Origin of the sequence: Aliiroseovarius halocynthiae (genome assembly GCF_007004645.1) — a bacterium.
In the GTDB taxonomy this organism is placed as follows: domain Bacteria; phylum Pseudomonadota; class Alphaproteobacteria; order Rhodobacterales; family Rhodobacteraceae; genus Aliiroseovarius; species Aliiroseovarius halocynthiae.
Genome location: NZ_ML660021.1, coordinates 57,959 through 84,569, shown reverse-complemented (window position 1 = coordinate 84,569; position 26,611 = coordinate 57,959). Strand labels below are relative to the sequence as shown.

28 protein-coding genes and 1 riboswitch are annotated in these 26,611 nt (G+C 57.8%); of the genes, 9 read left to right on the top strand and 19 right to left on the bottom strand.

Annotated features, from left to right (window positions below):
• Positions 1 to 4: 4 nt before the first annotated feature.
• The 6 genes from FIL88_RS10930 to uraH all read right to left on the bottom strand — a co-directional run bounded on the left by FIL88_RS10930 (position 5) and on the right by uraH (position 4,212).
• Positions 5 to 655 carry an energy-coupling factor ABC transporter ATP-binding protein gene (locus tag FIL88_RS10930; protein WP_142853910.1) on the bottom strand — a complete coding sequence of 217 codons (651 nt, stop codon included), beginning with the start codon at positions 653 to 655 and terminating at the stop codon, positions 5 to 7.
• Positions 642 to 1,430 carry a cobalt ECF transporter T component CbiQ gene (cbiQ, locus tag FIL88_RS10925; protein ID WP_142853909.1) on the bottom strand — a complete coding sequence of 263 codons (789 nt, stop codon included), beginning with the start codon at positions 1,428 to 1,430 and terminating at the stop codon, positions 642 to 644. Before cbiQ ends, FIL88_RS10930 begins: the two co-directional genes overlap by 14 nt.
• Positions 1,427 to 2,011, bottom strand: coding sequence for a cobalt ABC transporter permease (locus FIL88_RS10920; protein WP_142853908.1), 585 nt, complete (start codon positions 2,009 to 2,011; stop codon positions 1,427 to 1,429). The genes cbiQ and FIL88_RS10920 overlap by 4 nt, the downstream gene beginning before the upstream one ends.
• Complete coding sequence (gene cbiM / locus FIL88_RS10915) at positions 2,008 to 2,625, bottom strand: cobalt transporter CbiM (protein WP_142853907.1); 618 nt, start codon at positions 2,623 to 2,625, stop codon at positions 2,008 to 2,010. Before cbiM ends, FIL88_RS10920 begins: the two co-directional genes overlap by 4 nt.
• 10 nt (positions 2,626 to 2,635) lie before the next feature.
• Positions 2,636 to 3,421 (bottom strand): DUF4198 domain-containing protein, encoded by a 786-nt coding sequence (locus tag FIL88_RS10910; RefSeq protein ID WP_142853906.1) that lies wholly within the window; start codon positions 3,419 to 3,421, stop codon positions 2,636 to 2,638.
• Positions 3,422 to 3,543: 122 nt separating this feature from the next.
• A riboswitch (cobalamin riboswitch) is annotated at positions 3,544 to 3,755 on the bottom strand.
• Between the two features lie 103 nt (positions 3,756 to 3,858).
• On the bottom strand, positions 3,859 to 4,212 hold the full coding sequence (gene uraH, locus FIL88_RS10905; protein WP_142853905.1) for a hydroxyisourate hydrolase: 354 nt from the start codon (positions 4,210 to 4,212) through the stop codon (positions 3,859 to 3,861).
• Between the two features lie 112 nt (positions 4,213 to 4,324).
• On the opposite strand from uraH, the gene puuE reads away from it, so the two are divergent.
• Positions 4,325 to 5,746: an allantoinase PuuE gene (gene puuE, locus FIL88_RS10900; RefSeq protein WP_142853904.1), complete on the top strand. Its 1,422-nt coding sequence runs from the start codon at positions 4,325 to 4,327 to the stop codon at positions 5,744 to 5,746.
• Positions 5,743 to 6,234 carry an ureidoglycolate lyase gene (locus tag FIL88_RS10895; protein ID WP_142853903.1) on the top strand — a complete coding sequence of 164 codons (492 nt, stop codon included), beginning with the start codon at positions 5,743 to 5,745 and terminating at the stop codon, positions 6,232 to 6,234. The genes puuE and FIL88_RS10895 overlap by 4 nt, the downstream gene beginning before the upstream one ends.
• Here FIL88_RS10895 and FIL88_RS17035 read toward each other — a convergent pair whose 3' ends face one another.
• From FIL88_RS17035 to tmpA, 3 genes are all read right to left on the bottom strand, one after another.
• Positions 6,235 to 8,460 carry a M10 family metallopeptidase gene (locus FIL88_RS17035; protein ID WP_142853902.1) on the bottom strand — a complete coding sequence of 742 codons (2,226 nt, stop codon included), beginning with the start codon at positions 8,458 to 8,460 and terminating at the stop codon, positions 6,235 to 6,237.
• A gap of 120 nt (positions 8,461 to 8,580) precedes the next feature.
• Positions 8,581 to 9,168 carry a (R)-1-hydroxy-2-trimethylaminoethylphosphonate oxygenase gene (gene tmpB / locus FIL88_RS10885; RefSeq protein WP_142853901.1) on the bottom strand — a complete coding sequence of 196 codons (588 nt, stop codon included), beginning with the start codon at positions 9,166 to 9,168 and terminating at the stop codon, positions 8,581 to 8,583.
• Positions 9,165 to 10,310, bottom strand: coding sequence for a 2-trimethylaminoethylphosphonate dioxygenase (tmpA, locus tag FIL88_RS10880; protein ID WP_142853900.1), 1,146 nt, complete (start codon positions 10,308 to 10,310; stop codon positions 9,165 to 9,167). Before tmpA ends, tmpB begins: the two co-directional genes overlap by 4 nt.
• Positions 10,311 to 10,409: 99 nt before the next feature.
• Between tmpA and FIL88_RS10875 the strand changes: the two genes are divergently transcribed.
• The 5 genes from FIL88_RS10875 to FIL88_RS10855 all read left to right on the top strand — a co-directional run bounded on the left by FIL88_RS10875 (position 10,410) and on the right by FIL88_RS10855 (position 14,977).
• A complete protein-coding gene (locus FIL88_RS10875; protein ID WP_142853899.1) occupies positions 10,410 to 11,270 on the top strand; it encodes a LysR family transcriptional regulator in 861 nt (286 codons plus the stop codon).
• 132 nt (positions 11,271 to 11,402) lie between these two features.
• The gene (locus FIL88_RS10870) at positions 11,403 to 12,134 is read left to right on the top strand and encodes an energy-coupling factor ABC transporter ATP-binding protein (RefSeq protein ID WP_246066689.1); all 732 of its coding nucleotides are present in this window, start codon (positions 11,403 to 11,405) and stop codon (positions 12,132 to 12,134) included.
• The gene (locus FIL88_RS10865; protein ID WP_142853898.1) at positions 12,109 to 12,723 is read left to right on the top strand and encodes an energy-coupling factor transporter transmembrane component T family protein; all 615 of its coding nucleotides are present in this window, start codon (positions 12,109 to 12,111) and stop codon (positions 12,721 to 12,723) included. Before FIL88_RS10870 ends, FIL88_RS10865 begins: the two co-directional genes overlap by 26 nt.
• A 4-nt stretch (positions 12,724 to 12,727) precedes the next feature.
• Positions 12,728 to 13,279, top strand: a complete 552-nt coding sequence (locus FIL88_RS10860; protein ID WP_142853897.1) for a biotin transporter BioY — start codon at positions 12,728 to 12,730, stop codon at positions 13,277 to 13,279.
• 162 nt (positions 13,280 to 13,441) lie between these two features.
• Complete coding sequence (locus tag FIL88_RS10855; protein ID WP_142853896.1) at positions 13,442 to 14,977, top strand: sulfatase-like hydrolase/transferase; 1,536 nt, start codon at positions 13,442 to 13,444, stop codon at positions 14,975 to 14,977.
• On the opposite strand, the gene FIL88_RS10850 is transcribed toward FIL88_RS10855, so the two are convergent.
• Positions 14,950 to 15,633, bottom strand: coding sequence for a haloacid dehalogenase type II (locus FIL88_RS10850; protein WP_142853895.1), 684 nt, complete (start codon positions 15,631 to 15,633; stop codon positions 14,950 to 14,952). The two genes, FIL88_RS10855 and FIL88_RS10850, sit on opposite strands and share 28 nt — an antisense overlap.
• A 117-nt stretch (positions 15,634 to 15,750) precedes the next feature.
• On the opposite strand from FIL88_RS10850, the gene FIL88_RS10845 reads away from it, so the two are divergent.
• Entirely contained in the window at positions 15,751 to 16,833 is a 1,083-nt protein-coding gene (locus FIL88_RS10845; RefSeq protein WP_142853894.1) for a serine hydrolase domain-containing protein, read from the top strand.
• 34 nt (positions 16,834 to 16,867) lie between these two features.
• Here FIL88_RS10845 and ilvD read toward each other — a convergent pair whose 3' ends face one another.
• Complete coding sequence (ilvD, locus tag FIL88_RS10840; protein ID WP_142853893.1) at positions 16,868 to 18,703, bottom strand: dihydroxy-acid dehydratase; 1,836 nt, start codon at positions 18,701 to 18,703, stop codon at positions 16,868 to 16,870.
• A gap of 186 nt (positions 18,704 to 18,889) precedes the next feature.
• Here ilvD and FIL88_RS10835 point away from each other — a divergent pair, with 186 nt between their 5' ends.
• Complete coding sequence (locus tag FIL88_RS10835) at positions 18,890 to 19,909, top strand: NAD-dependent epimerase/dehydratase family protein (RefSeq protein ID WP_142853892.1); 1,020 nt, start codon at positions 18,890 to 18,892, stop codon at positions 19,907 to 19,909.
• Positions 19,910 to 19,955: 46 nt separating this feature from the next.
• Here FIL88_RS10835 and FIL88_RS10830 read toward each other — a convergent pair whose 3' ends face one another.
• From FIL88_RS10830 to FIL88_RS10795, 8 genes are all read right to left on the bottom strand, one after another.
• Positions 19,956 to 20,348 carry a hypothetical protein gene (locus FIL88_RS10830; RefSeq protein WP_142853891.1) on the bottom strand — a complete coding sequence of 131 codons (393 nt, stop codon included), beginning with the start codon at positions 20,346 to 20,348 and terminating at the stop codon, positions 19,956 to 19,958.
• Entirely contained in the window at positions 20,345 to 20,875 is a 531-nt protein-coding gene (locus FIL88_RS10825; protein ID WP_185960915.1) for a hypothetical protein, read from the bottom strand. Before FIL88_RS10825 ends, FIL88_RS10830 begins: the two co-directional genes overlap by 4 nt.
• Positions 20,876 to 21,162: 287 nt before the next feature.
• Positions 21,163 to 21,429, bottom strand: coding sequence for a spike base protein, RCAP_Rcc01079 family (locus FIL88_RS10820; protein ID WP_142853889.1), 267 nt, complete (start codon positions 21,427 to 21,429; stop codon positions 21,163 to 21,165).
• A 98-nt stretch (positions 21,430 to 21,527) separates the two neighbouring features.
• Positions 21,528 to 22,490, bottom strand: a complete 963-nt coding sequence (locus FIL88_RS10815; RefSeq protein ID WP_142853888.1) for a LysR family transcriptional regulator — start codon at positions 22,488 to 22,490, stop codon at positions 21,528 to 21,530.
• A gap of 14 nt (positions 22,491 to 22,504) precedes the next feature.
• A complete protein-coding gene (locus tag FIL88_RS10810; protein WP_221931143.1) occupies positions 22,505 to 23,551 on the bottom strand; it encodes an ABC transporter ATP-binding protein in 1,047 nt (348 codons plus the stop codon).
• On the bottom strand, positions 23,548 to 24,543 hold the full coding sequence (locus tag FIL88_RS10805; protein WP_142853887.1) for an ABC transporter ATP-binding protein: 996 nt from the start codon (positions 24,541 to 24,543) through the stop codon (positions 23,548 to 23,550). Before FIL88_RS10805 ends, FIL88_RS10810 begins: the two co-directional genes overlap by 4 nt.
• 4 nt (positions 24,544 to 24,547) lie before the next feature.
• Positions 24,548 to 25,498, bottom strand: a complete 951-nt coding sequence (locus tag FIL88_RS10800; RefSeq protein ID WP_142853886.1) for an ABC transporter permease — start codon at positions 25,496 to 25,498, stop codon at positions 24,548 to 24,550.
• Positions 25,495 to 26,475, bottom strand: a complete 981-nt coding sequence (locus tag FIL88_RS10795; protein WP_142853885.1) for an ABC transporter permease — start codon at positions 26,473 to 26,475, stop codon at positions 25,495 to 25,497. The genes FIL88_RS10800 and FIL88_RS10795 overlap by 4 nt, the downstream gene beginning before the upstream one ends.
• Between the last annotated feature and the right edge of the window lie 136 nt (positions 26,476 to 26,611).

The window sequence follows — 26,611 nt, the reverse complement described above, 5'->3', positions numbered from 1 at the left end:
AATGCTAGATTCGCACCAGTTTCCGATGCTCCAACCGATAGCCTTCGGGCGCGATTTCAGCGCGGAAGTCCGGGGCGTGGCTGACCAGCAGGATCGCCTGATCCAGCCCGTTCAGGATCTCGATCAAGCGGCTGTAATTGTCGGGGTCCAGCGCATTGGTTGGCTCGTCCAAGATCAGCACTTCTGGCTCCATCGCCAGCACGGTGGCCAGCGTCACCAGACGTTTCTCGCCGCCAGACAGTTTATGTGTGATCCGGTCGCGCAGATGCATCAAGCTAAGGCGGCTGAGAACCTGATCGACAATCGCCAGCGCCTCGTCCTTGGACTTACCGAGGTTCAGCGGGCCAAAGGCCACGTCCTCGGCCACGGTGGGGCAGAACAGTTGGTCATCCGCATCCTGAAAGACAAAACCGATACGGCGGCGGACCTCGTGAAAATCGGCTTCCTCGGCGCGCGGCTTGCCGAAGGCGTGGACGGTCCCGGTATCGGGCACCAACAGCCCCATGATGATCTTCAGAAGCGTGGATTTTCCCGCGCCATTCGGCCCAACGATCGACAGGCGTTCGCCCGGCTGCATCTGCATGGACGCGCTTTCCAGAACTGGATCCAGTCCCGGATAGGCGAAATGGATATCGGAAAGCTCAAGCAAGGGCATAAGCGACCTCGGCCCAGATCAGGGCAGACAAAGCAAGCAGCATCGCGCTGACAAACACCACATCCGACCGGGTCAGGCGGAACTCTTCCAAGAGCACGATCCGGCCCGAGAACCCCCGGCACTTCATCGCGGCCAGAATACGTTCCGAACGTTCAATCGCGCGCACCAGCATCATACCCACCAGATAGCCATAGCTGCGATAGGTGTGCCAGTTCGTGCCCGGACGAAACCCGCGCAACTTCATCGAGGTGCGCAGACGCATGTATTCCTCGCGCAGCACGTCAATATAGCGGATGGTGAACATCATCAGATGGACCAGCCGTTCGGGCGTTTTCAGCGCAAACAGGGCGTGGCCCATCGTCACCGGCTCCATCGACCCGACCAGCGTCATGACGGCCAGAATGACGGCATTGGCGGTCAACGCAATTTCAGTCGCGCGCCACAGGCCTTCCCATGTGGCGTCAAAGCCGAAGACGGAAAACATCGGCGTGCCGGGCATGGTGAAGGGCAACAGGATCAGGGTGAAGATGATGAACCCGTCCATCATGGCCATGCGTTTCAGCGTCTTCTGAAACGGCAGACCCGAGATCGCCAGAAGCCACATGGACAGGATCAACGCGCCTGACAGCACCCGCAGATCATCCAAGGCCACCACGGTGATCGCATAGATCACGGTCATCACGATCCGCATCCGGGGATCAAGTGACGATACCGCTGCCCGAAGCGCGCCAAAGCCGGTAAGCGGCTTTTCGTCCGATGTTAGGACATATGTCACGCGTCGCCCCCCATCTTGCGGCGGGCCGCGATGTAGAAGCCCAAACCAAAGAGCCCCGCGATATAGCCCAGCCCGCCCAAAACAGTCTGCAGATCGTTCTTGTTCTTATAGGCGCTGATTTCTTGACGTAGGGGGCGCAGCTCGGTCCGGATCATTGTCGCAAGCTCGGCGCGGGTCTGATCGGACAGACCGGTCAGGTCTGCCCGGGACGAGGCGGGTATCCCGACAGAGGCAGATGCAGACGATTGGGCAGCGTCCTGCCCCATCAGTGCAGCGACCTCGGACGCGGGCATTATGACCTCGGCCACGTGTCCCGCACCCAGATCACCGCGGAAGATGTGGGTGACAGGTTGCGAGGGCGTATAGATAAAAAATCCGTCGGCATCGGTCTTCGTCTCGCCCAGCTTATTGCCAGATTCGTCAAAAACCTCGATCAGCAAATCGGTGGCCATATCGCCGCTGGAAAAACCGATCTCGCCCTCGATGTCCGACCCCGATGGGAAGACGGACGAGATCACGTTGTGCGCCAAGGCTGGCACAGGGGTCGCCAAGGCGAGGATCAGAACTAGGGATCGGATCATGCCCATCCTCCTTTCGAGCCTACGAAAAGCTCGGGCTTTACGCGGCGGGCCAAGAAGATGGCCGCGCCGGATAGAAGCGCTTCGATGATGATAACAGGAATATGCGCCACGAATACCAGCTTGGCTGCGGGGATGAACTCGTCCCCCGACAAAGCAAGCGAGAATGCAACCGCGACCGTCGTGGCGGCGATGGCAAAACCGCCGCCGATCCCGCCCCAGATGGCGCCCTGCATCGGGCTGCCTCGGGCAATCAGCCGCCCAAAGATCAAGCCGGCCAAGACCGCTGGCAGCGCAATATTCACCGCGTTCACGCCCAGCACGGTCAACCCGCCAAAGCCGAAGAACACGGCCTGCAACAACAGCCCGACAAACAGCGCCGGAAACGCCGCCCAACCCAGAACCAGCCCCGCCAACCCGTTCAGGATCAGATGGACCGAGCTGGGCCCGATTGGCACGTGGATCAGCGAGGCCACGAAGAAGCTTGCCGACAGCACGCCTGCCGCCGGAATACGTTCCAGCGGCAGCTTCTTCAGGCCCATCGCGATACCGCCCACAGCCAAAGCCGCGCCGCCGATCAGCACGGGATTTGACAGGGCTCCATCTACAATGTGCATCGCGCGGTCCTTACTTCAGTTCGGTGGCGTTGATCCACAGAACAGCGTCTTGGCTCAGCTCTTTGCCCTCGTGTTCTTTCGACGGACCTGACCCCAAGGCTGCGAAGCCCCAGTTGCCCGCTTTCGGAATACCGAAGGTGAAAACGCCGTTCGCGTCAGTCAGGGCCACGATGGTGCCGCCGGGCATCGCACCCACTGTGTTGTCAGTGGCTGCGAAGGCGGTCAGATCTGGTTCGGCGGCCATGTATTCGATCTCGATCTCAGCGCCCGGAACGGGTTTACCATCAGCCAGCACCACGCCCGAGAAGGTCGAGCCGACAACAACGTTGTAGGGTTTGTTCAGCGGCAGGATCTCGGTCGGAAGACCGGCAGGCTGATCCCAATCAGTGGGAAGACCGTTGCGGTTCAGCATGCTTTTGGTGATCTGCTGGATGAAGATGTCTTCGCTTTCTTCATAATATGGCGCAGGCACGGTCACGACCACATAGTCGCCCGAGCGCTTGACCGGCACTGACGCGGTAAAGGCCGCAGATTCATTGTGCTTACCCTTGAATGTCGCAGGGGCCACGTGATCCATCAGGTCGGTTTTTTCACCGTTATGGATCATGAAGAATTCCTGCGGAGTGGCCATATCCATGGCGTGCCCGTTCTCCATCGGGTGCCAAAAGATCAAGCCCATCGGCACATCGCCGGGCTTTTCGATCAACACCTCATCGGTGTGATGCAGCAGGAAATGCGCCTGTGCAGAAACAGGAACAAATGCGGCCAGAGTAGCGGCCAGAATAGTTTTTTTCATATCGTCCTCATTCGACGTCGCAGGGAAACCTGCAATCAGGAATGAACGAACGGGGTATATTGGCACGGAAGGGTCTTTGGACCGCCGGGCCAGACGCTCACCCCGGCGTCCGGTGGAAATGGGCAATTGCCCAGCGTCCGGCAGGTCTCCTGACTTGCGGGTCGTCGCGCGGCTGGCCTTCCCGGGATGACCCCAGTGGCATGTTCAGCGTTGCTCGCCGCTTACAGTTGCGGGGGCAGTTACGGTCTTGGCGCCTTATGGCTACACCTCACCGTATTCCCTATTACTTCCGCGGTGCCTCTGCACACGCGAAACCGATCGCTGGCTTTGAATGTCAGAACTGGCAGGGACGAGTCAAGCGAAAGCACGGTCGGCGCATGGTCGCATTCGCGGCGGCAAAGGTCGCTAAATCTTCAAGCAATTGTTTTGAAAGCGAATTAACTTCCGCGATATGTCGAATACCCATAAGGCGACAGCAGAAGCGGCACGTGATAATGCGCCTGTTCGGACATTCCAAACCGGATCGGAACAACATCTAAGAACAGAGGGTTTTCACCGTCTTGACCGGTTGCGCGCAGATAGTTGCCCGCGTGGAAAACCAGCTCGTAGGTTCCGATTTCGAACACATCCGAGGGCAGGATCTGTTCATCTGTCCGGCCATCGTCATTGGTCACAAGCGATTTCACCAACGCGCGCGTGTCGCCTTCGATCCGATACAGATCAATGCGCAGCCCCTGCGCAGGGCAGCCGCGTGCCGTGTCCAGAACATGGGTGGTCAGATATCCGGTCATGATATGTCCTTTCATTGGCCCCACTATTGGGGGAACCGTGCCGACGTGCAATCCTATTTGACGTCATGGCCGTTCCTTGGAAGGGTGGTGCGGAACAAAGCAGAGGGAACCCATGCCCGACAGATACTCACGCGATATGCGCGGCCACGGTCCGACACCGCCCAACCCGAACTGGCCAAATGATGCCAAAATCGCCGTTCAGTTTGTTCTGAATTATGAGGAAGGTGGCGAGAACTGCGTGCTGCACGGCGATGCCGGATCCGAGGCATTTCTGTCCGACATTCCCGGTGCCGCGCAATGGCCAGGTCAGCGGCACTGGAACATGGAAAGCATCTATGAATACGGTGCACGGGCCGGGTTCTGGCGGCTGCACCGCCTGTTTACGGGCGCGGATATCCCCATCACGATCTATGGTGTCGCCACGGCCCTTGCGCGAAGCCCCGAACAGGTCGCAGCGATGAAATCCGCCGGATGGGAGATCGCAAGTCATGGCCTGAAATGGGTCGAGCACAAGGATATGCCCGAAAACGCAGAACGTGCCGCGATCGCCGAAGCTGTGCGCCTGCATACCGAGGTCGTGGGCACACCTCCACGCGGATGGTACACAGGGCGTTGTTCTGAGAACACCGTGCGGCTGGTCGCCGAACACGGAGGGTTTAGCTATATTTCAGACACTTACGACGATGATTTGCCCTATTGGGCCGAAATAGGTGATCGCGATCAACTGATCATCCCCTATACGCTCGAAGCCAATGATATGCGGTTTTCCACGGCGCCCGGTTGGATTACCGGGGACGATTTTGGTCGCTATTTGATTGACGCTTTCGACACGCTCTATGCCGAAGGGCAGGCCGGTGACCGCCCCGCGATGATGTCGGTCGGCCTTCATTGCCGCCTGATCGGTCGCCCCGGTAAGATCGCAGGCCTGCGTCGCTTTATCGACCATATCCAACGCCACGATGACGTCTGGTGTCCGCGCCGGATCGAGATTGCCGATCACTGGGCAACACAGCACCCCCACACCCGCATCGAGCGTCCCAGCCAGATGAACCGCGACCGTTTTGTGGAATTGTACGGGGGCATCTTCGAACATTCGGCATGGGTCGCCGAACGCGCGCATGCGTTGGAACTTGGCCCGGCACATGACAGCGCGGTTGGGTTGCATAACGCGCTTTGCCGTGCCTTCCGATCCGCAAGCGGGGATGACCGGCTTGGGGTCTTACGCGCACACCCGGATCTGGCTGGCAAGCTGGCCGCAGCAGGTCGATTGACGACAGAAAGCACCCTGGAACAGGCGGGGGCCGGATTGGATTTGCTGACAGATCATGAACGCGCGACCTTTACCCAGTTGAACACTGAATATGTCGACAAGCACGGCTTTCCCTTCATCATTGCCGTGCGCGATCATGACAAGGCGTCGATACTTGCAGCGTTCAAAAGGCGTATTCACAATGACCGCGACACCGAGTTTGCCGAAGCTTGCCGACAAGTCGAACGCATTGCCGAGTTTCGCCTGATGGACCTGCTGCCATGACCGAAATTACCGCCCAACCTCTGACCGCCGGAGCCTTCGCCCCGTTCGGAGATGTCTTGGAGCTGACAGACCGGGACAGCCTGACCATCAACGCAGGCATGTGCCAGCGCCATCATGACTTGGCGCAACTGGATTTTGGTGAAGGGCGTGCCGGGATCAGCCTGTTTGACGGCAAGGCGCGCCACTTTCCTTATGCGCTGGACATGGTCGAGCGCCACCCGCTGGGATCACAGGCTTTTATTCCAATGAACGGCGTGCCGCTTCTGGTCAGCGTCTGCCCCGACAAAGACGGAGCACCCGGCACTCCACACGCCTTCATCATGCGCCCAGATCAGGCCGTCAATCTGCACAAGGGAACGTGGCACGGCGTGTTAGCACCCATTGCCGCGCAAGGTCTGTATGCGGTTGTTGACCGGATCGGAGGCGGCGAAAACTTAGAAGAATTCCGCTTTGCCGATCCGGTATTAGTTCATCCACCAAGCGGGTGATCAGTAGAACAGAATGTCGTCCACAAGGCTCATTTTGTCCGAGACGTCCTCGATGATCAGCTTGTCGCCATTTCCGAAATCAATGTGGACATCGCCGTTGACGACGCTGGCTTTCGAGCTCAACAGCTCCCTAACGGACTTGCCACCAGTAAGCACGTCATCAATATAGATACTGTCACCCTCTCCGGCGCGGAAATCTTTAATGACATCCTTTCCATCGTCAAAATAGAAGCGGTCCTGACCCCCGCCGCCAATCAAGATGTCATTTTGCTGGCCACCATACAACCAATCCGCACCAAGACCGCCATACAGCTTGTCAATTCCATTCCCACCGAAAAGTCGGTCATTACCAATCTCTCCGTGAAGGCTGTCATGGGCGAATCCGCCATACAAGACGTCATTTCCGCCACGCCCGACCAACAAGTCATTCCCATTGTTGCCGACTAGTTTGTTGGCCCCGCCATCTCCTCGAAGCAAATCATGTCCGGATCCGCCAACAAGGCCTTCAATATCCAGAAGCGTATCCCCCGAAGCGGCGCCTGCCGTTCTGTTGGCAAGCAAATCAATATCAACTCTGGTGGTAGCCGTTGAATAGTACGCTGTGTCGATCCCAGCACCACCGTTCAGATGGTCAGCACCAACACCGCCGGTGAGTTTGTCATCCCCCAAACCACCAACCAACCAGTCGTTTCCTGCGCCTCCATCAAGCACGTCGCTCCCCATATCGCCATACAACTTGTCAGCCCCAAAGCCGCCATTCAGCTTGTCATTGCCGATTCCCCCAAAAAGCCGGTCATTACCAACTTCTCCGTGAAGACTGTCGTTGCCCAATCCGCCAAACAGGTTGTCGTTGCCGCCGCGCCCGACCAACAAGTCATTCCCATTATTCCCGACCAGTTTGTTGGCCGCGCCATTCCCCCTGAGCAAATCATGTCCGGATCCACCAACAAGGCCCTCAATACCCGAAAGTTTATCCCCCAAAGCGGCACCTGCCGCTCTGTTGGTAAGCAAATCAATGTCAACTCTGGTGGTCGTCGACTTATAGAATGCTGTATCAAATCCGAAACCACCGATCAGAGTATCCGCACCAGCGCCTCCGGTGAGTTCATCATTCCCATTGCCACCCAGCAAACGATCATTCCCGTTGCCACCAACCAACCGATCGAATCCGTCGCCGCCATTCAGCACATCGTTGCCGTTTCCACCGCTCAGGTGGTTTCCCTTTAGGTTCCCGATCAGTACGTCGTTCCCCGACCCACCTTTGGCATTCTCGATCAACGTGCCAAACGCAACGACGAGGTTTCCCTTATAGCCAACGACGAGGTTTCCCTTATTATAGTCAAGCACGTTGGAAATCGCGCCCTGACGCAGATCAATCCGCTGATGGGCGCTTGAGTTAGAAAAATCGAATGTGTCAACGCCACCAGTGTCAAACACGGTCATCGCAGAGCCAATCGATCCCCCGGAAAGCTCTGTAAACTTGCTTGCCGGACCTTGGGCATTTGACCCAAAGCCCCAGACTGTATTGCCACCATTCACATTTGTCGGCTTACCATACATCTTCTGAACGGCCAGAATATCAGCAATCATAGGCGTTAACGTGTACGCAAGGTCCGCGTTCACATTCGAGTTCTCGGTCTGGGAAAGATACGACATAACCGACATCTGCCAACTGTCGTTGGCAAATACGAGGTCATCAGAACTGACCGTTCCGTTGTAGTTCCCAGCATGTCCCAGTCCCAAAGCATGGCCGATTTCGTGCAGATAGGTCTGAAAAGAGTAACTGTGCAGGTCGTTCTCATCACCGGCATACCAACTGGTAGAAATATTCACGGTGGCCTGACTAATTATCCCTGGCGCTTTCAGACTCACCCCGGCAAATGCACCAGGTCTATGATCCTGAAAGATAATGTCAGAACTTGCACTATTTTGCTCGACGAAATTGAGACCTGTCACCGCGCTCCAGGCTTCAAATGCTTTACGAGCAAACCATTTCCCTGCGTCCTCGATCCCTGTCAGCGAATAGGTAATCGTACCGCCAGTGGAAACATCAAACTTATGAGGTTGAAAATTTACATCCTGCCAATACCCGTTAGTCAGATAATTCGCTACCTGATGGGGCGAATAAGTTGGAAGAGCTGCTGCAACAGCCCCACCACCGACGAGGCCGACCGCGTCGTTTTCATCATCAGCTATATGATACATATTACCGCAGTTCAGGCACATTTTAACCTCTCATCAATAAGTTGCGTCATACAAAGCAAATTTCGACCTTCGTCGCAAGGTTGTTGATAAACTTCAGGCATCCACGCGGACAGCCACCTAGTCTTCCCGCGTGGATGCGCATCATTCCGCGCAGTGGCGATCCACCATGCGCTGGACCATCGGGGCAAAGTGCCAATAGTCCGGCGTCTCCATCCCGGCGCGTTTACCAGCTTCGTCCAGATAGCGGACGGCAATGATCTGTTTCAGGTTGGGGTTCTTTTCGAACGTCGTGACCTCATCCTCGCTCATCGGTCCACCCTGCAGTTCCAGCGTGTGCACTGATGCCGCGCTTAGGCGGTCGAAATAGGACGGCTTTGTCGCGCAAAGGTATCGCTTAGCCGCCACGTGAAAGCGGACGCAATCGGTGATGACGCTGGGAAAGAACTGCTCCAGCACCTCGGCACCGGCGTCTTCATGATGACGATCTTGTGTGTCGTCAGGATGATATGTGCCGAACTCGGACGTGAAGTGGCCGATGTCGTGCAGCAAAGCCCCCACGATGATTTCCTCGCTTTGGCCGTTCTGCTCGGCAAAGGTGGCGCCTTGCAGCATGTGTTCGGCCATCGTGACGTCTTCGCCCAGATACTCTTCGTCTCCGCGGCGGTCGAATATACCACCGATGAACGCGACGATGTTTTCGGGGGTGAGGGTTTCAATATCCGGCTTCATTCCGCGGCCTCCTGACGGTGTGACCGCGCAAGCGCAGCGTGGGTCGAGCGCAATCCATCCTTGTCGGAATAGCACCCCTGAAGCCAACGTGTGCCTTCGCCGGAATAGCCTTTACGCGCATGCAACACGCGGGTATTGTCGACGACGAAACCTTCGCCGGGTTCAAGGCGGAACGTAACCTCCATCGCAGGGTCATCAATGATCTCGCCCAGATGACGGTATGCTGCATAATAGGCCTGCATTTGATCAAAGGGCACATCCGTCACTGCGGCCAGCGATCGGTTGTTGAAACGCACGCCAATGATCTCGCCATCGGGGGCCAGTTCGATCATGGGGCGGCGCGATTGCAGGCAGACGCCTTCTTCGCCCGCGTATTCAAAGCGCGCGCAGTGGTTGGCCAGAACGTCGAAGGCGGCGGGGTCTTCATCACGCAGACGGCGGGCGGCGGCGAAGCCATCGACGACCATGTTCTCGCCCCCAGCGGCCGAGCTTTCCAGACAATACAGCACCTGAACCGAGGGCACCGGGTCACGATAGGGGTTATCCGTGTGCGCCTGCAATCCCAACCCAGTGAAGGCAAGGTTGGTCGGGTTCACCTCGGTCCGAACCTCAAAATGACGACCATAGTTAGTTTCGCGCACATAACCGAACAGACCAACAACGTCGAACAACGCACCGTCCTGAACCGGGCCGTTCACGACTTTACCAAAACCATAGCGGGTGACCTGTTCAAGCCACGCGCCCAGCGCGGCGGGGTCAGAGGATAGCTGTGCGAAGTCACCGATTGGCACATTGCCCATAAGTCCCGCATCCCATGCCTCGATCCCGTCGCCCAGCCAACCACGTCGGGCCGGTACAGGGCGGTCATAAGCGTTCTGGATCAGCCAGCCCGCATCATAGGTGAGGGTCTTGCCTTCGGGGGCAAAGCTGACGGTAATCTGGTCCCCACTGACGGATGCGTCGGTCATATGCGTGTCTGCGGGCAGCTCGCCCAGCGACAGCAGGCGCTGGCCATTGCCAGCGGCGCGGGTTTCGGGATCCCACGAATTGTCACGCAGCCAGATTGCGTGAAAGCGAAGGGGGCCGTTGGGCGTGGTCAGGGTCAGAACCTGGCCCGATGGATCGAGCTGGGTGGTAAACATGCGCGTGTCTCCTGTGACGCGTTGATCTTGTGGTGATTGTCCGCGCAAAGCGTGATAAGAACAACCAAGCGAAAACACACCTGAGACCCCGAACTCCTTATGGATAACCCTCTTTCCAATCTGCCCCTCGACTGGGTCCACGCGTTCGAGGTCGCCGGGCGGCTGGGCAGCTTCACCGCCGCAGCAACGGAAACCGGGCTGACGCAGGCGGCGATCAGCCAACGGATCGGACATCTGGAAACCCGGCTGGGCGTCGCCCTGTTCATCCGCAAACCGCGCGGCGTTGTCCTGTCGGTCGAGGGCGAGGCATGGCTGCCTTACGTTACCCACGCACTTGGGACACTGCGCCACAGTTCGGAAGAGTTGTTCGGCATTCAACGCACGCGCCTAACGGTCTGGAGCAGCACCTCGGTCCTTGAACACTGGATTGCACCCCGGCTGGCCGGGCTGTCGCTGGGCGCGGATGTGCAGCTGTCGTTCAAGACGTTGATGCTGGCTTCAGAGGACACCCCGCAATCGCGCGGTGTTCGGTTGCGCTATGGCAGTGGCGATTGGAACATCGCCCATCGCGCCCGCCTGTATGACGAAGAACTGGCCCCCGTCGTCGCGCCCGCCCTGATGCAGGGACGGGACCCCGCGCATTGGCAGGATCTGCCCCGGATCGGATTGTCCGGCCCGCGCATGGGCTGGCACGAATGGGCATCACAGACAGGGGACGCCCCCACCCCCATCCCGCATCTGCGCTTTGACACATTCACTGCAGCACTTTCTGCCGCATGCGCAGGGGCAGGAGTTTTATTGGCGTCGCTTCCTTTGATCACATCCGCGCTGAAACGTGGGGAATTGATCCGACTGTCCCCTCAAAGCCTGCGATCAGAAAGCTCTTACTGGATGGTCGCCGAGCAAGGTGAGTTGACCAAGCGTCAATGGGTTGCGCTAACAACCGCATTCTGCGCCTGATCTGATCAAATTCGACGGTCGAAATGCGATGCGGTAGAACTACGTTTTCTGCATTTTCTTGCAGTATTTCCGGTTGCGTCCCGTTAAAAGGCCCGGCAAACACCTGCAAACTTCGGGCCTTGGAAAGGGCGTATGGACAGTCAGATGAAACCCGCGCGGATCGAATTTAGTGCTGCCAGCTTTGCGGTGGCCGAGCGTCGGATTCTGTCGGACTTGACGGTGGACCTGACCGGTAAACGCATTGGTATCATCGGACGCAACGGATCGGGCAAGACCAGCTTCGCGCGGCTTCTGTCCGGTCTGGTCGCGCCCAGCGCGGGCACGGTTCGGATCGACGGAATAGATCCCGCCAAAGATCGCCGCGCAGCGCTGTCGTTGGTCGGCATCCTATTCCAGAACCCTGATCATCAGATCATCTTCCCCACAGTGGTAGAAGAGCTGACCTTTGGCCTCCGCCAGCTTGGGTTGGACGATCCCGAAGCCGCAGCCCGCGCCCAATTGGAACGCTTCGGCAAAAGCCACTGGGCGGAAAGCCACGTGCACGGGTTGTCTCAGGGGCAGAAGCAATTGGTCTGCCTGATGGCGGTGCTTGCGATGGCTCCGCGCATTCTGGTGCTGGACGAGCCTTTCGCCGGGCTGGACATCCCCACGCGGATGCAGCTTGGCCGCTATCTTGATCAGTACGAAGGCACGCTGGTCCATGTCACCCATGATCCCAGCGATCTGACAGATTATGATCACGTAATCTGGATCGAAGCCGGTAAACTGGCGCAACAAGGCCTGCCCGCCGACGTGCTGCCCGCCTTTTCCGCCCAAATGAAACAGCAAGGAGAGAGCGATGATATCTCTGACCTCTCCGATTGAGACCCGCGCACACGGCTGGCCCGCCGGTCTGAAGCTGGCCGGGCTATGCGCCGTAACGATCGTCCTGTTTCAGATGCAAAGCCTGTGGTTCCACATGGTTGCCTTCGCGGCCACGCTGACGCTTTACGCCCTGCCCGGCCAAAGCTTCCTGCGCGCCGGGCTGCGGTCGCTGAAAGTGCTGTGGCCTTTCGTGCTTCTGGTCGGGATCTATCACTTCATCACACGCAGCCCACTCGACGGGATGGTAATCATCCTACGCATGTTGACCGCAGTCGGGCTGGCCAACCTGGTCACCATGACAACGCGCCTGACCGACATGATCGCCGTGGTCCGGTGGCTGGCAACGCCCTTGCGTGGGCTGGGGCTGCGTACCGAATATCTTGAGACCGCCATCGCGCTGGTCATCCGTTTCACGCCCGAGCTTCTTGCCAAGGGCACCCACCTGACCGAGGCATGGCGCGCCCGGTCTGCCCGCCGTCCCGGCTGGCGTGTTATCCTGCCATTCACGGTTCTTGCGTTAGACGACGCAGACCACATTGCCGACGCGCTGCGTGCACGCGGCGGTTTTGATGCCATGAAGGAATCTTAATTCAATGGAAAAGAACGTAACCCTTATCGCGCTGTTCGCAGCGCTGATCGCAGCCCTCGGCCTGATCCCCAAGATTGACCTGTTCTTTGGCGTTCCGATCACCGCCCAAAGCCTTGGCATCATGCTGTGCGGCACCATTCTGGGCGCTAAGCGCGGGGCACTGGCCGTGCTGCTGTTCCTGCTGCTGGTCGCCATCGGCCTGCCGCTTCTTGCAGGCGGACGCGGAGGCCTTGGCCTCTTTGCAAGCCCCACTGCCGGCTTCCTGATCGGCTTCCCGATCGCAGCCTTCGTCACCGGCCTGATTACTGAGAAATGGACCGCCGGGCCCGTCTGGCTGAGCGCTGGCGTGGCTGCCGTCATCGGCGGCATCATCGTGCTTTACGCCTTCGGCATCCCCGGCATGGCGATCGTGCTGGACAAGTCACTGATCGAAGCCACTGGCCTGATCACCGCCTTTATTCCGGGCGACCTGATCAAAGCAGCCCTTGCCGGCATGCTGACCGCAGCACTGGTCAAAGTGCGCCCTGCAAGCGTGCTGTCGCGCGCCCAAGCCTGATCTAAAGCCGCCCTCTCGGGCCAAAGCCGCAGCCGCCCCGCGCGCTGCGGCTTTTTTGTGCGACCATACCAGTTTGATGTTTTCTCACGCTCCAGAGAAACTTCTGCTGGACCCAAAGAAAATCCATGCCCTATCAATTTCGAATAAGGGGAGGGATCCACGATGACCGCCAAGAAAAACGTGCTGTTTATCATTATCGACCAACTGCGGGCGGATTGCCTGCATGGGGCGTTGGCGGATCATGTGGACCTGCCCAATCTGCGTGCGCTGATGGACGAGAGTGTCACGTTCAAGCGCCACTTCTCGGTCGTTAACCCGTGTGGACCATCGCGGGCGTCGATCCTGACGGGACAGTATGCGATGAACCACCGCTCGGTCCGCAACGGCACCCCCTTGCGTCACGACATCCCCACCATCGCCAGCGAGATGCGCAAGGCGGGCTATTTGCCGATGCTGTTTGGCTATACCGATACCTCGCAAGATCCCCGCGTCTTTGCGCCGACCGACCCGGCCGTGCAGACCTATGAGCAGGCCATGTCCGGCTTTGTCGAGCAGGTCGAGATGCGGCTTGAGATGTCGTACCCGTGGCGATCATACCTGATGAGCAAGGGGCATAGCTGGAACAACTACTGGCAACTGCATATGCCGGGCGGCGATGGCTCGTCCCTGAACGCCCCCGCCGTATATTCAGCCGAAGACAGCGATACAGCTTTCCTGACCAATCAGTTCCTTGACCGGATGCCCGCCTATGCCGACCAAAGCTGGTTTGCACATCTGACCTATATCCGCCCGCACCCGCCACTGGTCGCGCCAGTGCCCTATAACGACATGTACGACCCGGCCACCCTGCCCGCACCCGCTCGCGTTGGCTCGCGTCAGGACGAAGCCGCGGTGCATCCCTTCTTCGATCCGGCATTGGCGAATGAAAAAGCTGCCAACTTTGTGCTGGGCGCAAAGGCTGACGACAGCGACGAGACGCTGCAAACCCTGCGCGCGGTCTATCTGGGACTGGCGACCGAGGTCGACCATCATATCGGCCGCGTTGTCGCCTTCCTGAAAGACAGCGGCCAATGGGACGATACGCTTCTGGTCGTAACCGCCGACCATGGCGAGATGCTGGGCGATCACCATGCATGGGGCAAACACTCGGTCTATGACGCGGCCTATCACACGCCGCTGATCATCCATGCGCCGGGCTGTGATGCGGGGCACGTGGTAGATGTACCGACCGAAAGCATCGACCTGACGCCCACCATTCTGTCTTGGGTCGGGCAAGAGGTGCCGAACGCGATGGATGGGCGGTCTTTGCTGCCATTCCTGTTAGGCAACACGCCTGACGAATGGCGCGACTATTCCTTCTCGGAACTGGATTTCGGAGACCCGGTCACACCGACCCTGTGGCAAAAAGAGCTTGGAACCGATGCCAGCACCTCGTGCGTTGGCATCCTACGGGATGAACGGTTCACACTGATCGAGTTCGCCGCCGATCTGCCGCCTTTGCTGTTCGATCACGACGAACAGGGAGAGCTTCAGAATGTCGCCGAAAACCCAGCCTTCGCGACAGATTTGGCCCGCCTAACCCGCCAAATGCTACGCCACAGAATGCGGAACATGGACCACACGCTGTCGTATGACATGATCACCGAACAGGGGCCAAAACGCGCACCGCGTTACCCCGAGAATGACGCAAGCGCGTAATCGGCCACATCGTGAAGGCTGGCGGCACGCGCCATCGGCTCCACCCCAAGCCGCTCGATCGGCAAGCCCGCTCGGTTCAGCCATATGGTGTGATAGCCAAACCACGTGGCCCCGCAGATGTCCCAGCAGTTGGACGAGACGAACAGGATTTCGGACGCGTCACAACCGAATGCGTCCGACCCCATCTGATAGGCCTCGGGCGCGGTTTTGAATTTACCGACCGTGTCGACGGACAAAACATGATCCAATAAATCCTCTAGCCCCGCCGCCTGCAGCGCACTGTCGATCATTGCGCGCGTCCCATTGGACAGGATTGCCATCGGAACCCCGGCAGCTTTCAGGCGGGTCATCTGTGCGTGATTTTCGTCAAACGCGGTTAGCGTTTCATATGCGCCCATCAGCGCCGCACGTTGATCGACGGTCAAAACCACCTTGTGAAACTCACAGGCATAGTCCAACCCGTCCCCCGTCACCTGCCAGAAATCCGCATAGCGATCGCACATGGTACGCAATCGCGTGTATTCGATTTGCTTGTCGCGCCACATGGCTGCGATGGTCGCCCCTTTACCGGGAAAGAATTCTTCCGCCAATGCGCCTACAGAGTAGACGTCCAGAAGCGTTCCGTAAGCGTCAAACGCGATGGCTTTGATGGGCATAGGGTTCCTTTCTGTTCGGCGAGGACACAGTTTTGCCGCTGGGCTGTTTAAGTCCCTAAACACAGGCATATCTTGTGCGTAATCTGATGTTAATACTCCAAAGGATGCACCCGACCCATGACATTCCCAAAGATATTTGGCTTCATCACAGCCGTGGTTGCGGGCACAGGCAGCGTTGCCAGTGCCGATCCGCTGTCTCAGCTTTCCGACGAAACATATCGATCCGCACCACGCTATGCGCTGGGTGTTGCAATGGGCGTCGACGGGCAAGAGCCTGAAACGCTGACATTCGGGCCGCAAAGCAGAAAGCTTGATGCGCCCGTTGCACCCGACGCGCCGTGGCATATTGGGTCGATCACCAAAACCTTCACCGCCACGCTGGTTCTTCAGCTCGTTGATCGCGGCAGGCTTTCGCTGGACACCCCTATTGGCACATACCTGCCGCATGAAACCGATATGCATGCAGACTGGAAAAATCTGACGCTTCGGCAGTTATTGTCCCATACTGCGGGCCTGCCCCCCAACCCACCCGACGACACATTCATGGTGAGAACCGCCAAAGACCTGCACGAAGTTCGGCGCCAAATCCTGCAAGGGCTGTGGACTGCTCCGATCCCGGCAGGTCAAGGCAGTTTCGACTATTCCAACACCGGCTATGTCCTTGCAGGCTATGTGCTTGAGACTGTGACCGGGAAGGGTTGGGAGCATCTGGTGCAGCAACAGATCGCTGCGCCGCTTGGTCTGACCTCGCTTGGGTTCGGTGCACCTACGGCGAAGGGTTCAGCTTGGGGGCACAGAAGGTCATTGTTCCGCCATGTCCCCGTCGCGGCACTGGGCGAGGTTTCGGATAATCCGCCTTGGGTGGGACCTGCGGGCACCATTCACATGAACCTGCGGGATCTTGCCCGTTGGGGGCAAGCACATCTTAGCGCCTGTCAGGGCAAGATGCCCGCTTTTCTAAGCATGGAAAGCTGCCTTGTGATGCAGACAGCTGCAACGGATAGTTACGGATTGGGCTGGGTGCTGACGGACAGTCCAGAAGGCCTTTTGGTCTGGCATAACGGGTCCAATACAGCTTGGTACGCAAATCTGGTGCTGCGCCCGTCGGACAATCGCGTTTTTGTCGCAGCAACAAACCGACCTGATGGAGACCCCATCGAAGACCTGCTCCGCGCGCTTCTGACGGCCTATGCAGAATGAAAAACGGCCCGCGCATTGCGGGCCGTTTCTAAACTTAGTCGATGACGCGTACAGCGCCTTTCGCTGCGGATGAGGCCAGCATCGCATAGGCCTTTAGCGCTTTCGAGACCTTTCGCTTGCGTGGCTCGGCAGGGGTCCAGCCCTTTTCATCCTGCGCAGCGCGGCGGGCCGCCATTTCTTCGTCCGCGATCATCAGGTTGATGGTGCGGTTCGGAATGTCGATCTCGATCTTGTCGCCATCCTGAACCAGACCAATTGCGCCACCTTCAGCCGCTTCCGGCGAGGCGTGGCCGATCGACAGACCCGAGGTCCCACCCGAGAAACGGCCATCGGTCAGCAGAGCACAGGCTTTGCCCAGACCTTTCGATTTCAGATAGCTGGTCGGGTACAGCATTTCCTGCATCCCCGGACCACCGCGCGGGCCTTCATAACGGATGACAACCACGTCGCCTTCCTTGACCTTGCCGGTCAGGATGTTGTTCACGGCAGCGTCTTGGCTTTCGCAGACATGCGCGGTGCCGGTGAAAGTCAGGATGCTTTCATCCACACCTGCGGTTTTCACGATACAGCCGTCTTCAGCGATGTTACCGAACAGAACTGCTAGACCACCGTCCTTCGAGAACGCATGCTCTGCCGAACGGATCACGCCACCTTCGCGGTCCGTGTCCAGTTCCTTAAAGCGGTTGGACTGCGAAAACGCCTGCGTGGTGCGTACGCCCCCGGGGGCTGCTTTGAACAGGCTTTCAGCCTCGGGGTTGTTGGCAACCTTGATGTCCCATTTGGCAATCGCCTCGCCCATGGTCGAGCTGTGTACGGTCGAGCAATCATTGTGCAGAAGCCCCGCGCGCGACAGTTCACCAAGGATCGAGAAGATGCCACCCGCACGGTGCACATCTTCCATATGGACGTTGGCCGTGTTCGGCGCGACCTTGCACAGGCAGGGCACTTTGCGGCTTAGCTGATCCATATGGGTCATGTTGAAATCAACCTCGCCCTCGTGAGCGATGGCTAGAAGGTGCAACACAGTATTCGTTGAACCACCCATCGCGATATCCAGCGACATGGCGTTTTCAAAGGCTTTAAACGTCGCGATCTCGCGCGGGAGCAGACCTTTTTCCTCGTCCACATAGTGACGCTTGGTGATGTCGACGATCTTGCGGCCCGCTTCCAAAAACAGACCCTTACGGTCCGAGTGGGTCGCCAGCGTCGAACCGTTGCCCGGCAGCGCCAAACCCAGCGCCTCGGCCAGACAGTTCATCGAGTTCGCGGTGAACATACCCGAGCACGACCCACAGGTCGGGCAAGCGTTCTCTTCGATATGCTGGACCTGCTCGTCGGTGTATTTGTCGTCGGCAGCAGCAACCATCGCGTCGACAAGGTCGATCTTCTTGGCATCCAAATCGGCAATGTCGATCTTGCCCGCTTCCATCGGACCGCCAGACACGAAGATTACGGGGATGTTCAGGCGCATCGCGGCCATCAGCATACCCGGCGTGATCTTGTCGCAGTTCGAGATGCAGACCATTGCATCCGCACAGTGCGCGTTGACCATGTATTCCACGCTGTCCGCGATCACTTCGCGCGACGGCAGCGAATAGAGCATCCCATCATGGCCCATCGCGATCCCGTCATCGACAGCAATGGTGTTAAACTCCTTGGCAACACCGCCAGCGGCTTCAACCTCGCGGGCGACCATCTGGCCCAGATCCTTCAGGTGAACGTGACCCGGCACGAACTGCGTGAAGCTGTTGACGATGGCAATAATCGGCTTGCCAAAATCCCCATCTTTCATGCCAGTCGCGCGCCAAAGCCCGCGCGCACCCGCCATATTGCGCCCGTGTGTCGAAGTTCTGGATCTGTAAGCAGGCATGTGGCCCCCACCTTGTCTGGAATTTCCTATCTGGCAGCGATTACCACCTCGTGCGCGTTGAAACCAGAGCAGATTGACATTCGCGGCGGGTTTACACCTTGTCACCATGCGCTGGCCAAGACACTTGGCGCATGCGATTGCGGTGTTTAGAAGTGTAACTGACGATTTCATAAAAGGTCATTTTTAATGGGAAAACGTAAGGTTCTTGTGACGGGTTCGGCCGGATTTATCGGCTATCACTTGTCAAAACTTCTGCTGGAAGACGGCTTTCGTGTGCACGGCTTCGACGGGATGACGGATTACTACGACGTCACCCTAAAACAGCGCCGTCATCAGATGCTGTTGCAGAACGAAGGGTTCACCGCCACCGAAGGGATGCTTGAGGATCTAGAGCTGTTCGACCAGATGGCGGATGATTTCGCGCCTGACATCATCGTGCATTTGGCCGCTCAGGCGGGCGTGCGTTACAGCCTTGAGAACCCGCGGGCCTATATCGATTCAAACGTTGTCGGCACGTTCAACGTGATGGAGGCAGCTCGCCGTCACAAGGTAGACCACCTGCTGATGGCCTCGACCAGCTCGGTCTATGGCGCGAATGATGAAATGCCGTTTACGGAAACGGAAAAGGCGGACACCCAGCTGACCATCTATGCGGCCACCAAGAAGGCGAATGAAAGCATGGCACACAGCTATGCGCATCTGTGGAACATCCCATCGACGATGTTTCGCTTCTTCACCGTTTATGGCCCGTGGGGGCGGCCCGACATGGCACTGTTCAAGTTCACGAAGGGGATCATCGACGGCACGCCCATCGACATCTACAACAACGGCGACATGTTCCGCGACTTCACCTATGTCGAGGATCTGGTCCGCGGCATCCGACTGTTGATCGACAGCCCACCGGTGCGCCCCGAAAGCAAAGACGACATTGAAGAAGGCGACAGCCTGTCCCCCGCCGCGCCTTATCGCGTGGTGAATGTGGGGAATTCAGACAAGGTACGTTTGATGGATTTCGTCGAGGCGATCGAGGACGCCTTGGGAAAGAAGGCGCTGCGGAACTATATGGAAATGCAGAAGGGCGACGTGCCTGCCACATGGGCAGATGCAACATTGCTGCACCGCTTGACCGGATACCGCCCCGCGACGGACTTCCGCGACGGAGTAAACCAATTCGTGGCGTGGTATCGCGACTATTACAAAGTCTGATCCCCCTCATCAAAAGAAACACCCACCATACTCGGGCTGGCTATGATCATTCTTCAATCGGGATGGGGCTCAGTCCCAGCAAAGGGATCACATTCCGCGGCTCGACCCCGATGATGGCCAACAGCTTTCCCGGATCAGGTGCAGGAGGCAACGGCGACATCAGAGGTGACCATGTCTCAAGCACGGACTGCGCGCGCATTGCAGCCGCCAGGTCAGCAGTAGGCGCATGCGCTGGCGCATTCAGCGAACTCGAAGCTACCAGTGGAAAATCATCTGATGACAACAGGGATGCTAAAGCGAACTTCATTCCGCCTGCATCCTCCCACCCAGCGCTTCGAAACGTCTGCGCGTCGTCCATGATGTTCCCCACGCACAGTGCAAACTGATTGGCGTCGTCAATCATGTTTTCTGGGCAAATAATGGTGATGCGCAATGTCATATCGTTACTCCGATTTGCTCGGCCATCCAGCCTTCTAGTTGCTCGATCTGGGCGGTGTCGGGCTGCGTCTCTGCCCCGTCCCAAACCTGCATCCCATACAAACGGAATGCCCCCGGAATGCTGGCAGTGCTCACCCCCAACCCAACACGCATCGCCTGCGCATCCAAGAACTCGCCGGCCAAAATCTGCGTGCTTTGCTGAACAACGGTTCCATCCAGACGAATGACAACCTGACCTGATGTCGCCTGAAGCGTGGCAACGTGCCTTGTGTGCCCCCCCAACGCGCCAAGAGCTTTGATGTGGCTAATGCCCACCCCTTGATCATCAATACGGCTAAAGAACTGCAGCCGATCATTAAGTGGCTGTGCCCCGAAAGAAGTCGCATTCTTATTATCTTTGCTGATCTCAACAAAATTAACGCGTTGCGTACCGATCGCAGAAATCATTTGATACCCAATAACAATGGTCAGAGGGTTTCCCAGCTTCAGAATCGGGTCCGTAGCCAAACTATCGTCCACACCATCCATCTCAATCCAGTGATGTGCGCCATCTGTACGGTAACTTGGACGGGCGGCACTCACTGCCTGACGCAAATCCAGACCATTTGTCGTTTCATCCTGCCAAAGCCCCACGGGCTGGTTGTCTCCAATCACAGGGGTCGCGCCGGCTGAATCTTGGTACAATTTTGCAGTATCTGCCGGATCGAACATAGCCGACGGCGCTAATTGCAAGGGTGAGAATGCCGGTGGCGATGACGACGACGCCCCTGCTGGTCGCAGGGCCACCGCCGGTAACTCGAATCCATAACTAAGCATCAGACAAGTACAAACGCGTGGATGCCCGATGCGGTAGTTCCGGTTGACAGCACTTTTCGCACGCCAACTGGCAAAATCGAGTTATCTGCAACCGTTACGGAACGCGTCGCGCCCACCACGCTTTCAAACGTGATCACACCGCCAGCTTCAACATAAAGCGACACGGCAACATTAGGCAGATCAGTCACATCGGACGGCAAGACCGGCTCGATATCGGTGGCAGGGCCGCGCAGGGATGGCGAGCGGTTCTCGAAGGGGTTGGACATAGCAAGCTCCTGGCAAGTTCACACGCATCAGGCAACCAGAGACGGTCACCCCACGTGATGGGATGTCGAGCTTTCTAAGCAGAGAGGTTGAAGAAGCCTTAACCAGTCCGAACGCTCTGTTGCGCAGCAACCGACGAGAACGGCACAGCGTTTGTATTCAAATCCGATAACCGATCCCAAAGACCGTTTAACGTGCCCTTGCTATTTTTGGGATCGCGATAGATGCGGATCTCAAGATCCGTGGTCAGGCGACTATCCACGATGGTAAGCATCCCGGCATCGATTTCGGATCGGCACAGGCTGAGCGGAAGCCACCCCATCCCGAACCCCTCAAGGATCATCGCCTTCACACTGTTGGCCAATGCATTTTGGTTGACGACGAACACCTTGCGCGGGCTGACAATCTGCTCGACCACAAAGTCTTGCACCGATCGCAGCGCTGACACCGCACCGTAAGACAGCAACGGCATCGCTTCTTTGGCAGTATTACTGAAGGTGAACTCGGCACTACCACCGGGCTTACAGCGCGACACAGGCACGAACCGGTCACGGGCAAGTGTCATGTGCTCGAAATTGGCGACCTCAAGCGGGCCAAGATAATCCATCGACGGATGCCAATAGGTCAGAAACGCATCGCAATAATGCTGTTGAAGCGCACTCACAAACTGATCGGCCGCCCACGAGGTCGAATTCAGATCCGTCTCAACCCCGCCTTCGGTCGCCAGTGGCGCAATCAATTGCTTGTAATGCGTCATGTAAAGCGACTGCGACGCGGCAATCCGGATCACGTTTTCCTTGGCCGCATCAATGGTCTGACAGCGCTCGATCGTTTCTTCATAGGTCCGCAGCATAAGGCGCGCCTGCGACAGGAATACGTCCCCTGCCGGGGTCAATGTTAACGGCAACGTCTCGCGATTGATCAGGCGTACGCCGATATCATTCTCAAGCGCTCGGATTCGGCGCGAAAACGCCGGTTGGCTGACATTGCGATCCTCAGCCGCGCGCGAAAAGTTTCGACACGCGACCAAGGCCTCAAAATCTTTCAACCAAACTATGTCCACGGATCGGCTCGCCCTTAGAGGCCGGGCGCGTCCGCATCCAACCGACCTTCTTCAAGGGCGTGACAGGCAACAATGCTGCCGTCTGGCTGGTGAATGGCGCGCGGCTTTTCACTTTTGCATCTGCCATTCGCAAAAATACAGCGGCTTTCGAAGGGGCAACCTTGCGGCAGATTGATCGGCGTCGGAATCTCGCCCTTCAGGCGGATATGGTTCGGCCGGTCATCCTTCAACTGCGGAACTGCGGACAGCAAGGCTTTAGTATAGGGGTGTTTTGGATTCGAAAACAGGGTTGCCGTATCGGCAACCTCGCAGACGGTTCCCAGATACAAAACCGCAACCCGTGTGCCGAAATGCTCGACCACGCTTAAATCATGCGTGATGAACAGATAAGTCAGCCCGCGGCTTTCCTTGGCTTCCAGCATCAAGTTCAAAACTTGCGCCTGAATAGACACGTCCAATGCGCTGATTGGCTCGTCCGCGATGATGAACTCGGGATCCACCGTCAGCGCGCGCGCAATGGCGATTCGCTGACGTTGTCCGCCAGAAAATTCATGCGGATAGCGTTTGATCCACGTGGGATCGACACCCACCGACATCATCACCTCAGTCACCTTGTCCCGCACTTCGGCGGCCGAGAATTTCGGGTTGTGATGGCGCACAGGCTCTTCCAACGCCTGCAGAATAGTCATGCGCGGGTTCAGCGACGCATAGGGGTTCTGAAAGATCATCTGGATCTTCTTGCGCAAGGGAAGCATTTCATTGCGCGACAGATCATCAATGCGCTGCCCTTCATAGTGGATCTCGCCAGCACTTGGGGCCAGAAGCCCCGCCACCAGCCGCGCAACCGTGGACTTCCCACAGCCACTTTCACCAACCACACACAAGGCCTCGCCCTTCGCAACGTCGAGATTCACGTTGTTCACCGCATGGACCGAACGTGTCTCACGCGTCAGACGCCCATCTTTGAACTTGACGGTCTCAAGAAAGCCCTTGTCCAGATCGAAGCGCTTTTCCAGCCCCTTGATTTCCAGCAGGAGTGTTTGCGTTGCCATATCCTTCATGCTTTTGCCTCCTGCCGTGCGTCATTGGATTGCAGGCGCTGAACCTCGTGGCAGGCCACCTCGACCTCGCCGAAATGCGAGATCTCGGGGATGCGCGAGCGGCACAGGTCGGTCGCATATTCGCAACGCGGGTTGAATGGGCATCCCGGGGGGATATTCGTGAGTGATGGCATGTTCCCCGGGATCTGCTTGAGCCTTTGGCCCGGCAGTGTCTGTTGTGGCAAGGCGTTGATCAGGCCCTGCGTATATGGGTGTTGCGGATCGTTGATGATCTCGCGCGTGCGACCGCTTTCGATGATGCGGCCCGCATACATAACCAGCGTGCGCTCGGTCATCTGGCTGACCACACCCAGATCGTGGGTGATCAGGATCAGCCCAACTTGGTTGGACTGGCACAGCTCAAGCAGCAGCTCCATGATGTCCGCCTGAATGGTCACATCCAGCGCAGTGGTGGGCTCGTCTGCGATGATCAACTGCGGATCCAGAAGCAGCGCAATCGCGATGATGATCCGTTGGCGCATACCTCCCGACAGCTCGTGCGGGTATTGGTCCAGACGATCTTCGGGCGATGGAATATAGACCTCGCGCAGCTTTACGATGGCGATCTGACGCGCTTCTTCGCGCGACAGTTTGCGGTGCGCCATCAAGGTCTCGATCATCTGCTGGCCGATGGTCAGAACCGGGTTCAGCGTCACCATTGGATCCTGAAAGATCATCGCCATGCGGTTGCCGCGCATGCCGCGCAACTGCTTGTCATTCATGCCGACGACATCTTCGCCCTCGAACATAATCTGACCACTGTCAATGAAGCCCGGACGGCTGAGCAGGTTCATCAGGGCAAAGCCGGTGATCGACTTACCTGCACCGCTTTCCCCAACGATGCCAAGGCGTTCGCCTTTGGCCACGTCGAAGGAAATGCCGTTCAAAGCGGTGACCGTATTCTCGCGCATCGCGAATTTCACGGTCAGGTCACGGACGGAAAGAAGGCTCATCTCGTCACCCCTTGTAAAGTTTCGGGTTCAGGACATCACGCATCCAGTCGCCCAGCAGGTTAATGACAAGGACCAACACGACCAGAATCACACCCGGAATGACGGTGATCCACCAGCTGCCCGAAAAGATATAGTCGAAGCCCGACGAGATCAGCGACCCAAGCGAGGGCTGGCTGGGTGGCATGCCCAGACCAAGAAAGCTCAGCGACGCCTCAGAGATAATCGCGTTCGCCACCTGAACGGTCGAGATCACAAAGATCGGCGACAGCGAATTCGGCAGGATGTGCCGCACCATGATGCGGCCCGGCCCAAAGCCCAGCACGCGGGCGCTGTCCACGTATTCTTTCTTCTTCTCAGCCAGCACGGTCGCCCGCACAGTCCGCGCATATTGCGGCCATTCGGCAACCCCGATCACGGCGATCAGGAAGAAAACAGCGTATTGGTTGAACGTCTCGGACCCAAACATCGCCTGCGTCACAGCAAGGAAGATGATCGCGACCATCAGGGTCGAGAAGCTTAGCTGAATATCTGCCAGACGCATCAGAAGGCTGTCCAGACGCCCCCCGACATAGCCCGCGATCAGACCGATCGAGATCCCAAGGAAGGCTTGCAGCGCAACGGCACAGACGCCGATCAGAAGTGACAGGCGCGTGCCGTACAGGATCGTCGACCACAAGTCGCGGCCCTGGTCGTCGGTGCCAAGCGAGAAGTCAGGCAAAGACCCATCCACCCAGAAAGGCGGATATTCCGAGTTCATGATGTCAATCGACGCTGGATCATAGGGATCATAGGGCGCGATCAGCGGGGCGAAAAACGCGGCTACTGCAATCATCAGGAAGATGATCATGCTGACCACTGCCACCGGGTTCTTCCGGAAGCTATAGCCCATGTTCGAGTTCCAGATTTTCGTCCAGCGCGATGGCTCGGCGGTGGGGTTCAGGCTTTCAGTGCTCATGCGCCCATCCTCGCAATATTCACGGTTGGGTTCACAAGGCCATAGATCAGATCAACGATGGTGTTCGTCACCACGAAGATAAAGCCCACGACGATCAGATAGGCCACGATCAGGGGCGTATCGACGCGGTTCACGGCCTCAAGGAACATGAAGCCCATGCCCGGCCACTGGAACACGGTCTCGGTCAGGATGGTATAGGCCACCATGGTCCCGATCTGCACACCACCCACGGTGATGACTGGCAGCAGCGTATTTTTCAGCGCGTGCAGGAAATAGATGCGGCGCGGGTTGATGCCCTTCGCCTTGGCAAATTTCACATATTCGGATTGCAGCACTTCCATCATTTCCGAACGGATCAGCCGGATGAAAAGCGGCAACATGATCGACGCAAGTGCGAAGGATGGCAGAATGATATGCATCCAACCATCGGCGGTCAGGAAGTTCGTCTCCCAATAACCCCAGACATGCACGACATCGCCACGTCCAAATGACGGGAACCAACCATAATGCACCGAGAAGACGAAGATCATCATGATGGCGGTCAGGAAGACCGGGATCGAGATGCCGACAATCGACAGGCCCATGATCAACCGGCTTAGGATCGTGTCAGGCTTGATGGCCGTATAAACGCCCAGCGGAACCGAAAGGCCAACAATGATCAGCGTCGCGCCCATCACCAGCTCAAGCGTGGCGGGCAGCTTTTTCAAGATGACGTCCAGCGCGGGTTCTTTGAAGAAGTACGAGGTCCCCAGATCGCCCTGAAGCGCATTGCCTGCAAAACGCAGGTACTGGGTCATGAAGCTGTCATTCAGCCCCAGCTCATCCCGCAACTGCTGTCGGGTTTCCTCGGATACGGATTGTCCGACCAGCTCTCGCAGAGGGTCGCCCAGATTGCCCTGGATGGCAAAGCCGATCAGCGAGATGACAAACATCACCGCAATCGCCTGAAATACTCGCTTTACGAGATAGGCAAACATCGTATTGACCTTTGTAGACGTTTTCTGTTGCGCGCTGCCCGAAATGTCAGGTGGCTGGCCAATCTGCAGGGCCGAAGGGGTTCACACGCGCAAGCGGATGTGGGTCCGGGCCAACACATGGCTGGCCCGGATGTAT

What these genes read in the sequence shown, in the direction of transcription:
- FIL88_RS10835 (WP_142853892.1), top strand. Translation starts at nt 18,890, where the DNA reads ATGGGAAAACGTAAGGTTCTTGTGACGGGTTCGGCCGGATTTATCGGC.
- FIL88_RS10795 (WP_142853885.1), bottom strand. Translation starts at nt 26,475, where the DNA reads ATGTTTGCCTATCTCGTAAAGCGAGTATTTCAGGCGATTGCGGTGATG.
- FIL88_RS10930 (WP_142853910.1), bottom strand. Translation starts at nt 655, where the DNA reads ATGCCCTTGCTTGAGCTTTCCGATATCCATTTCGCCTATCCGGGACTG.
- FIL88_RS10825 (WP_185960915.1), bottom strand. Translation starts at nt 20,875, where the DNA reads ATGGATGGTGTGGACGATAGTTTGGCTACGGACCCGATTCTGAAGCTG.
- FIL88_RS10845 (WP_142853894.1), top strand. Translation starts at nt 15,751, where the DNA reads ATGACATTCCCAAAGATATTTGGCTTCATCACAGCCGTGGTTGCGGGC.
- FIL88_RS10870 (WP_246066689.1), top strand. Translation starts at nt 11,403, where the DNA reads ATGGACAGTCAGATGAAACCCGCGCGGATCGAATTTAGTGCTGCCAGC.
- puuE (WP_142853904.1), top strand. Translation starts at nt 4,325, where the DNA reads ATGCCCGACAGATACTCACGCGATATGCGCGGCCACGGTCCGACACCG.
- FIL88_RS10875 (WP_142853899.1), top strand. Translation starts at nt 10,410, where the DNA reads ATGGATAACCCTCTTTCCAATCTGCCCCTCGACTGGGTCCACGCGTTC.
- FIL88_RS10920 (WP_142853908.1), bottom strand. Translation starts at nt 2,011, where the DNA reads ATGATCCGATCCCTAGTTCTGATCCTCGCCTTGGCGACCCCTGTGCCA.
- tmpA (WP_142853900.1), bottom strand. Translation starts at nt 10,310, where the DNA reads ATGTTTACCACCCAGCTCGATCCATCGGGCCAGGTTCTGACCCTGACC.
- FIL88_RS10805 (WP_142853887.1), bottom strand. Translation starts at nt 24,543, where the DNA reads ATGAGCCTTCTTTCCGTCCGTGACCTGACCGTGAAATTCGCGATGCGC.
- FIL88_RS17035 (WP_142853902.1), bottom strand. Translation starts at nt 8,460, where the DNA reads ATGTGCCTGAACTGCGGTAATATGTATCATATAGCTGATGATGAAAAC.
- FIL88_RS10895 (WP_142853903.1), top strand. Translation starts at nt 5,743, where the DNA reads ATGACCGAAATTACCGCCCAACCTCTGACCGCCGGAGCCTTCGCCCCG.
- FIL88_RS10865 (WP_142853898.1), top strand. Translation starts at nt 12,109, where the DNA reads ATGATATCTCTGACCTCTCCGATTGAGACCCGCGCACACGGCTGGCCC.
- cbiM (WP_142853907.1), bottom strand. Translation starts at nt 2,625, where the DNA reads ATGCACATTGTAGATGGAGCCCTGTCAAATCCCGTGCTGATCGGCGGC.
- FIL88_RS10855 (WP_142853896.1), top strand. Translation starts at nt 13,442, where the DNA reads ATGACCGCCAAGAAAAACGTGCTGTTTATCATTATCGACCAACTGCGG.
- FIL88_RS10850 (WP_142853895.1), bottom strand. Translation starts at nt 15,633, where the DNA reads ATGCCCATCAAAGCCATCGCGTTTGACGCTTACGGAACGCTTCTGGAC.
- ilvD (WP_142853893.1), bottom strand. Translation starts at nt 18,703, where the DNA reads ATGCCTGCTTACAGATCCAGAACTTCGACACACGGGCGCAATATGGCG.
- FIL88_RS10820 (WP_142853889.1), bottom strand. Translation starts at nt 21,429, where the DNA reads ATGTCCAACCCCTTCGAGAACCGCTCGCCATCCCTGCGCGGCCCTGCC.
- FIL88_RS10800 (WP_142853886.1), bottom strand. Translation starts at nt 25,498, where the DNA reads ATGAGCACTGAAAGCCTGAACCCCACCGCCGAGCCATCGCGCTGGACG.
- tmpB (WP_142853901.1), bottom strand. Translation starts at nt 9,168, where the DNA reads ATGAAGCCGGATATTGAAACCCTCACCCCCGAAAACATCGTCGCGTTC.
- FIL88_RS10830 (WP_142853891.1), bottom strand. Translation starts at nt 20,348, where the DNA reads ATGACATTGCGCATCACCATTATTTGCCCAGAAAACATGATTGACGAC.
- FIL88_RS10910 (WP_142853906.1), bottom strand. Translation starts at nt 3,421, where the DNA reads ATGAAAAAAACTATTCTGGCCGCTACTCTGGCCGCATTTGTTCCTGTT.
- uraH (WP_142853905.1), bottom strand. Translation starts at nt 4,212, where the DNA reads ATGACCGGATATCTGACCACCCATGTTCTGGACACGGCACGCGGCTGC.
- FIL88_RS10860 (WP_142853897.1), top strand. Translation starts at nt 12,728, where the DNA reads ATGGAAAAGAACGTAACCCTTATCGCGCTGTTCGCAGCGCTGATCGCA.
- FIL88_RS10810 (WP_221931143.1), bottom strand. Translation starts at nt 23,551, where the DNA reads ATGAAGGATATGGCAACGCAAACACTCCTGCTGGAAATCAAGGGGCTG.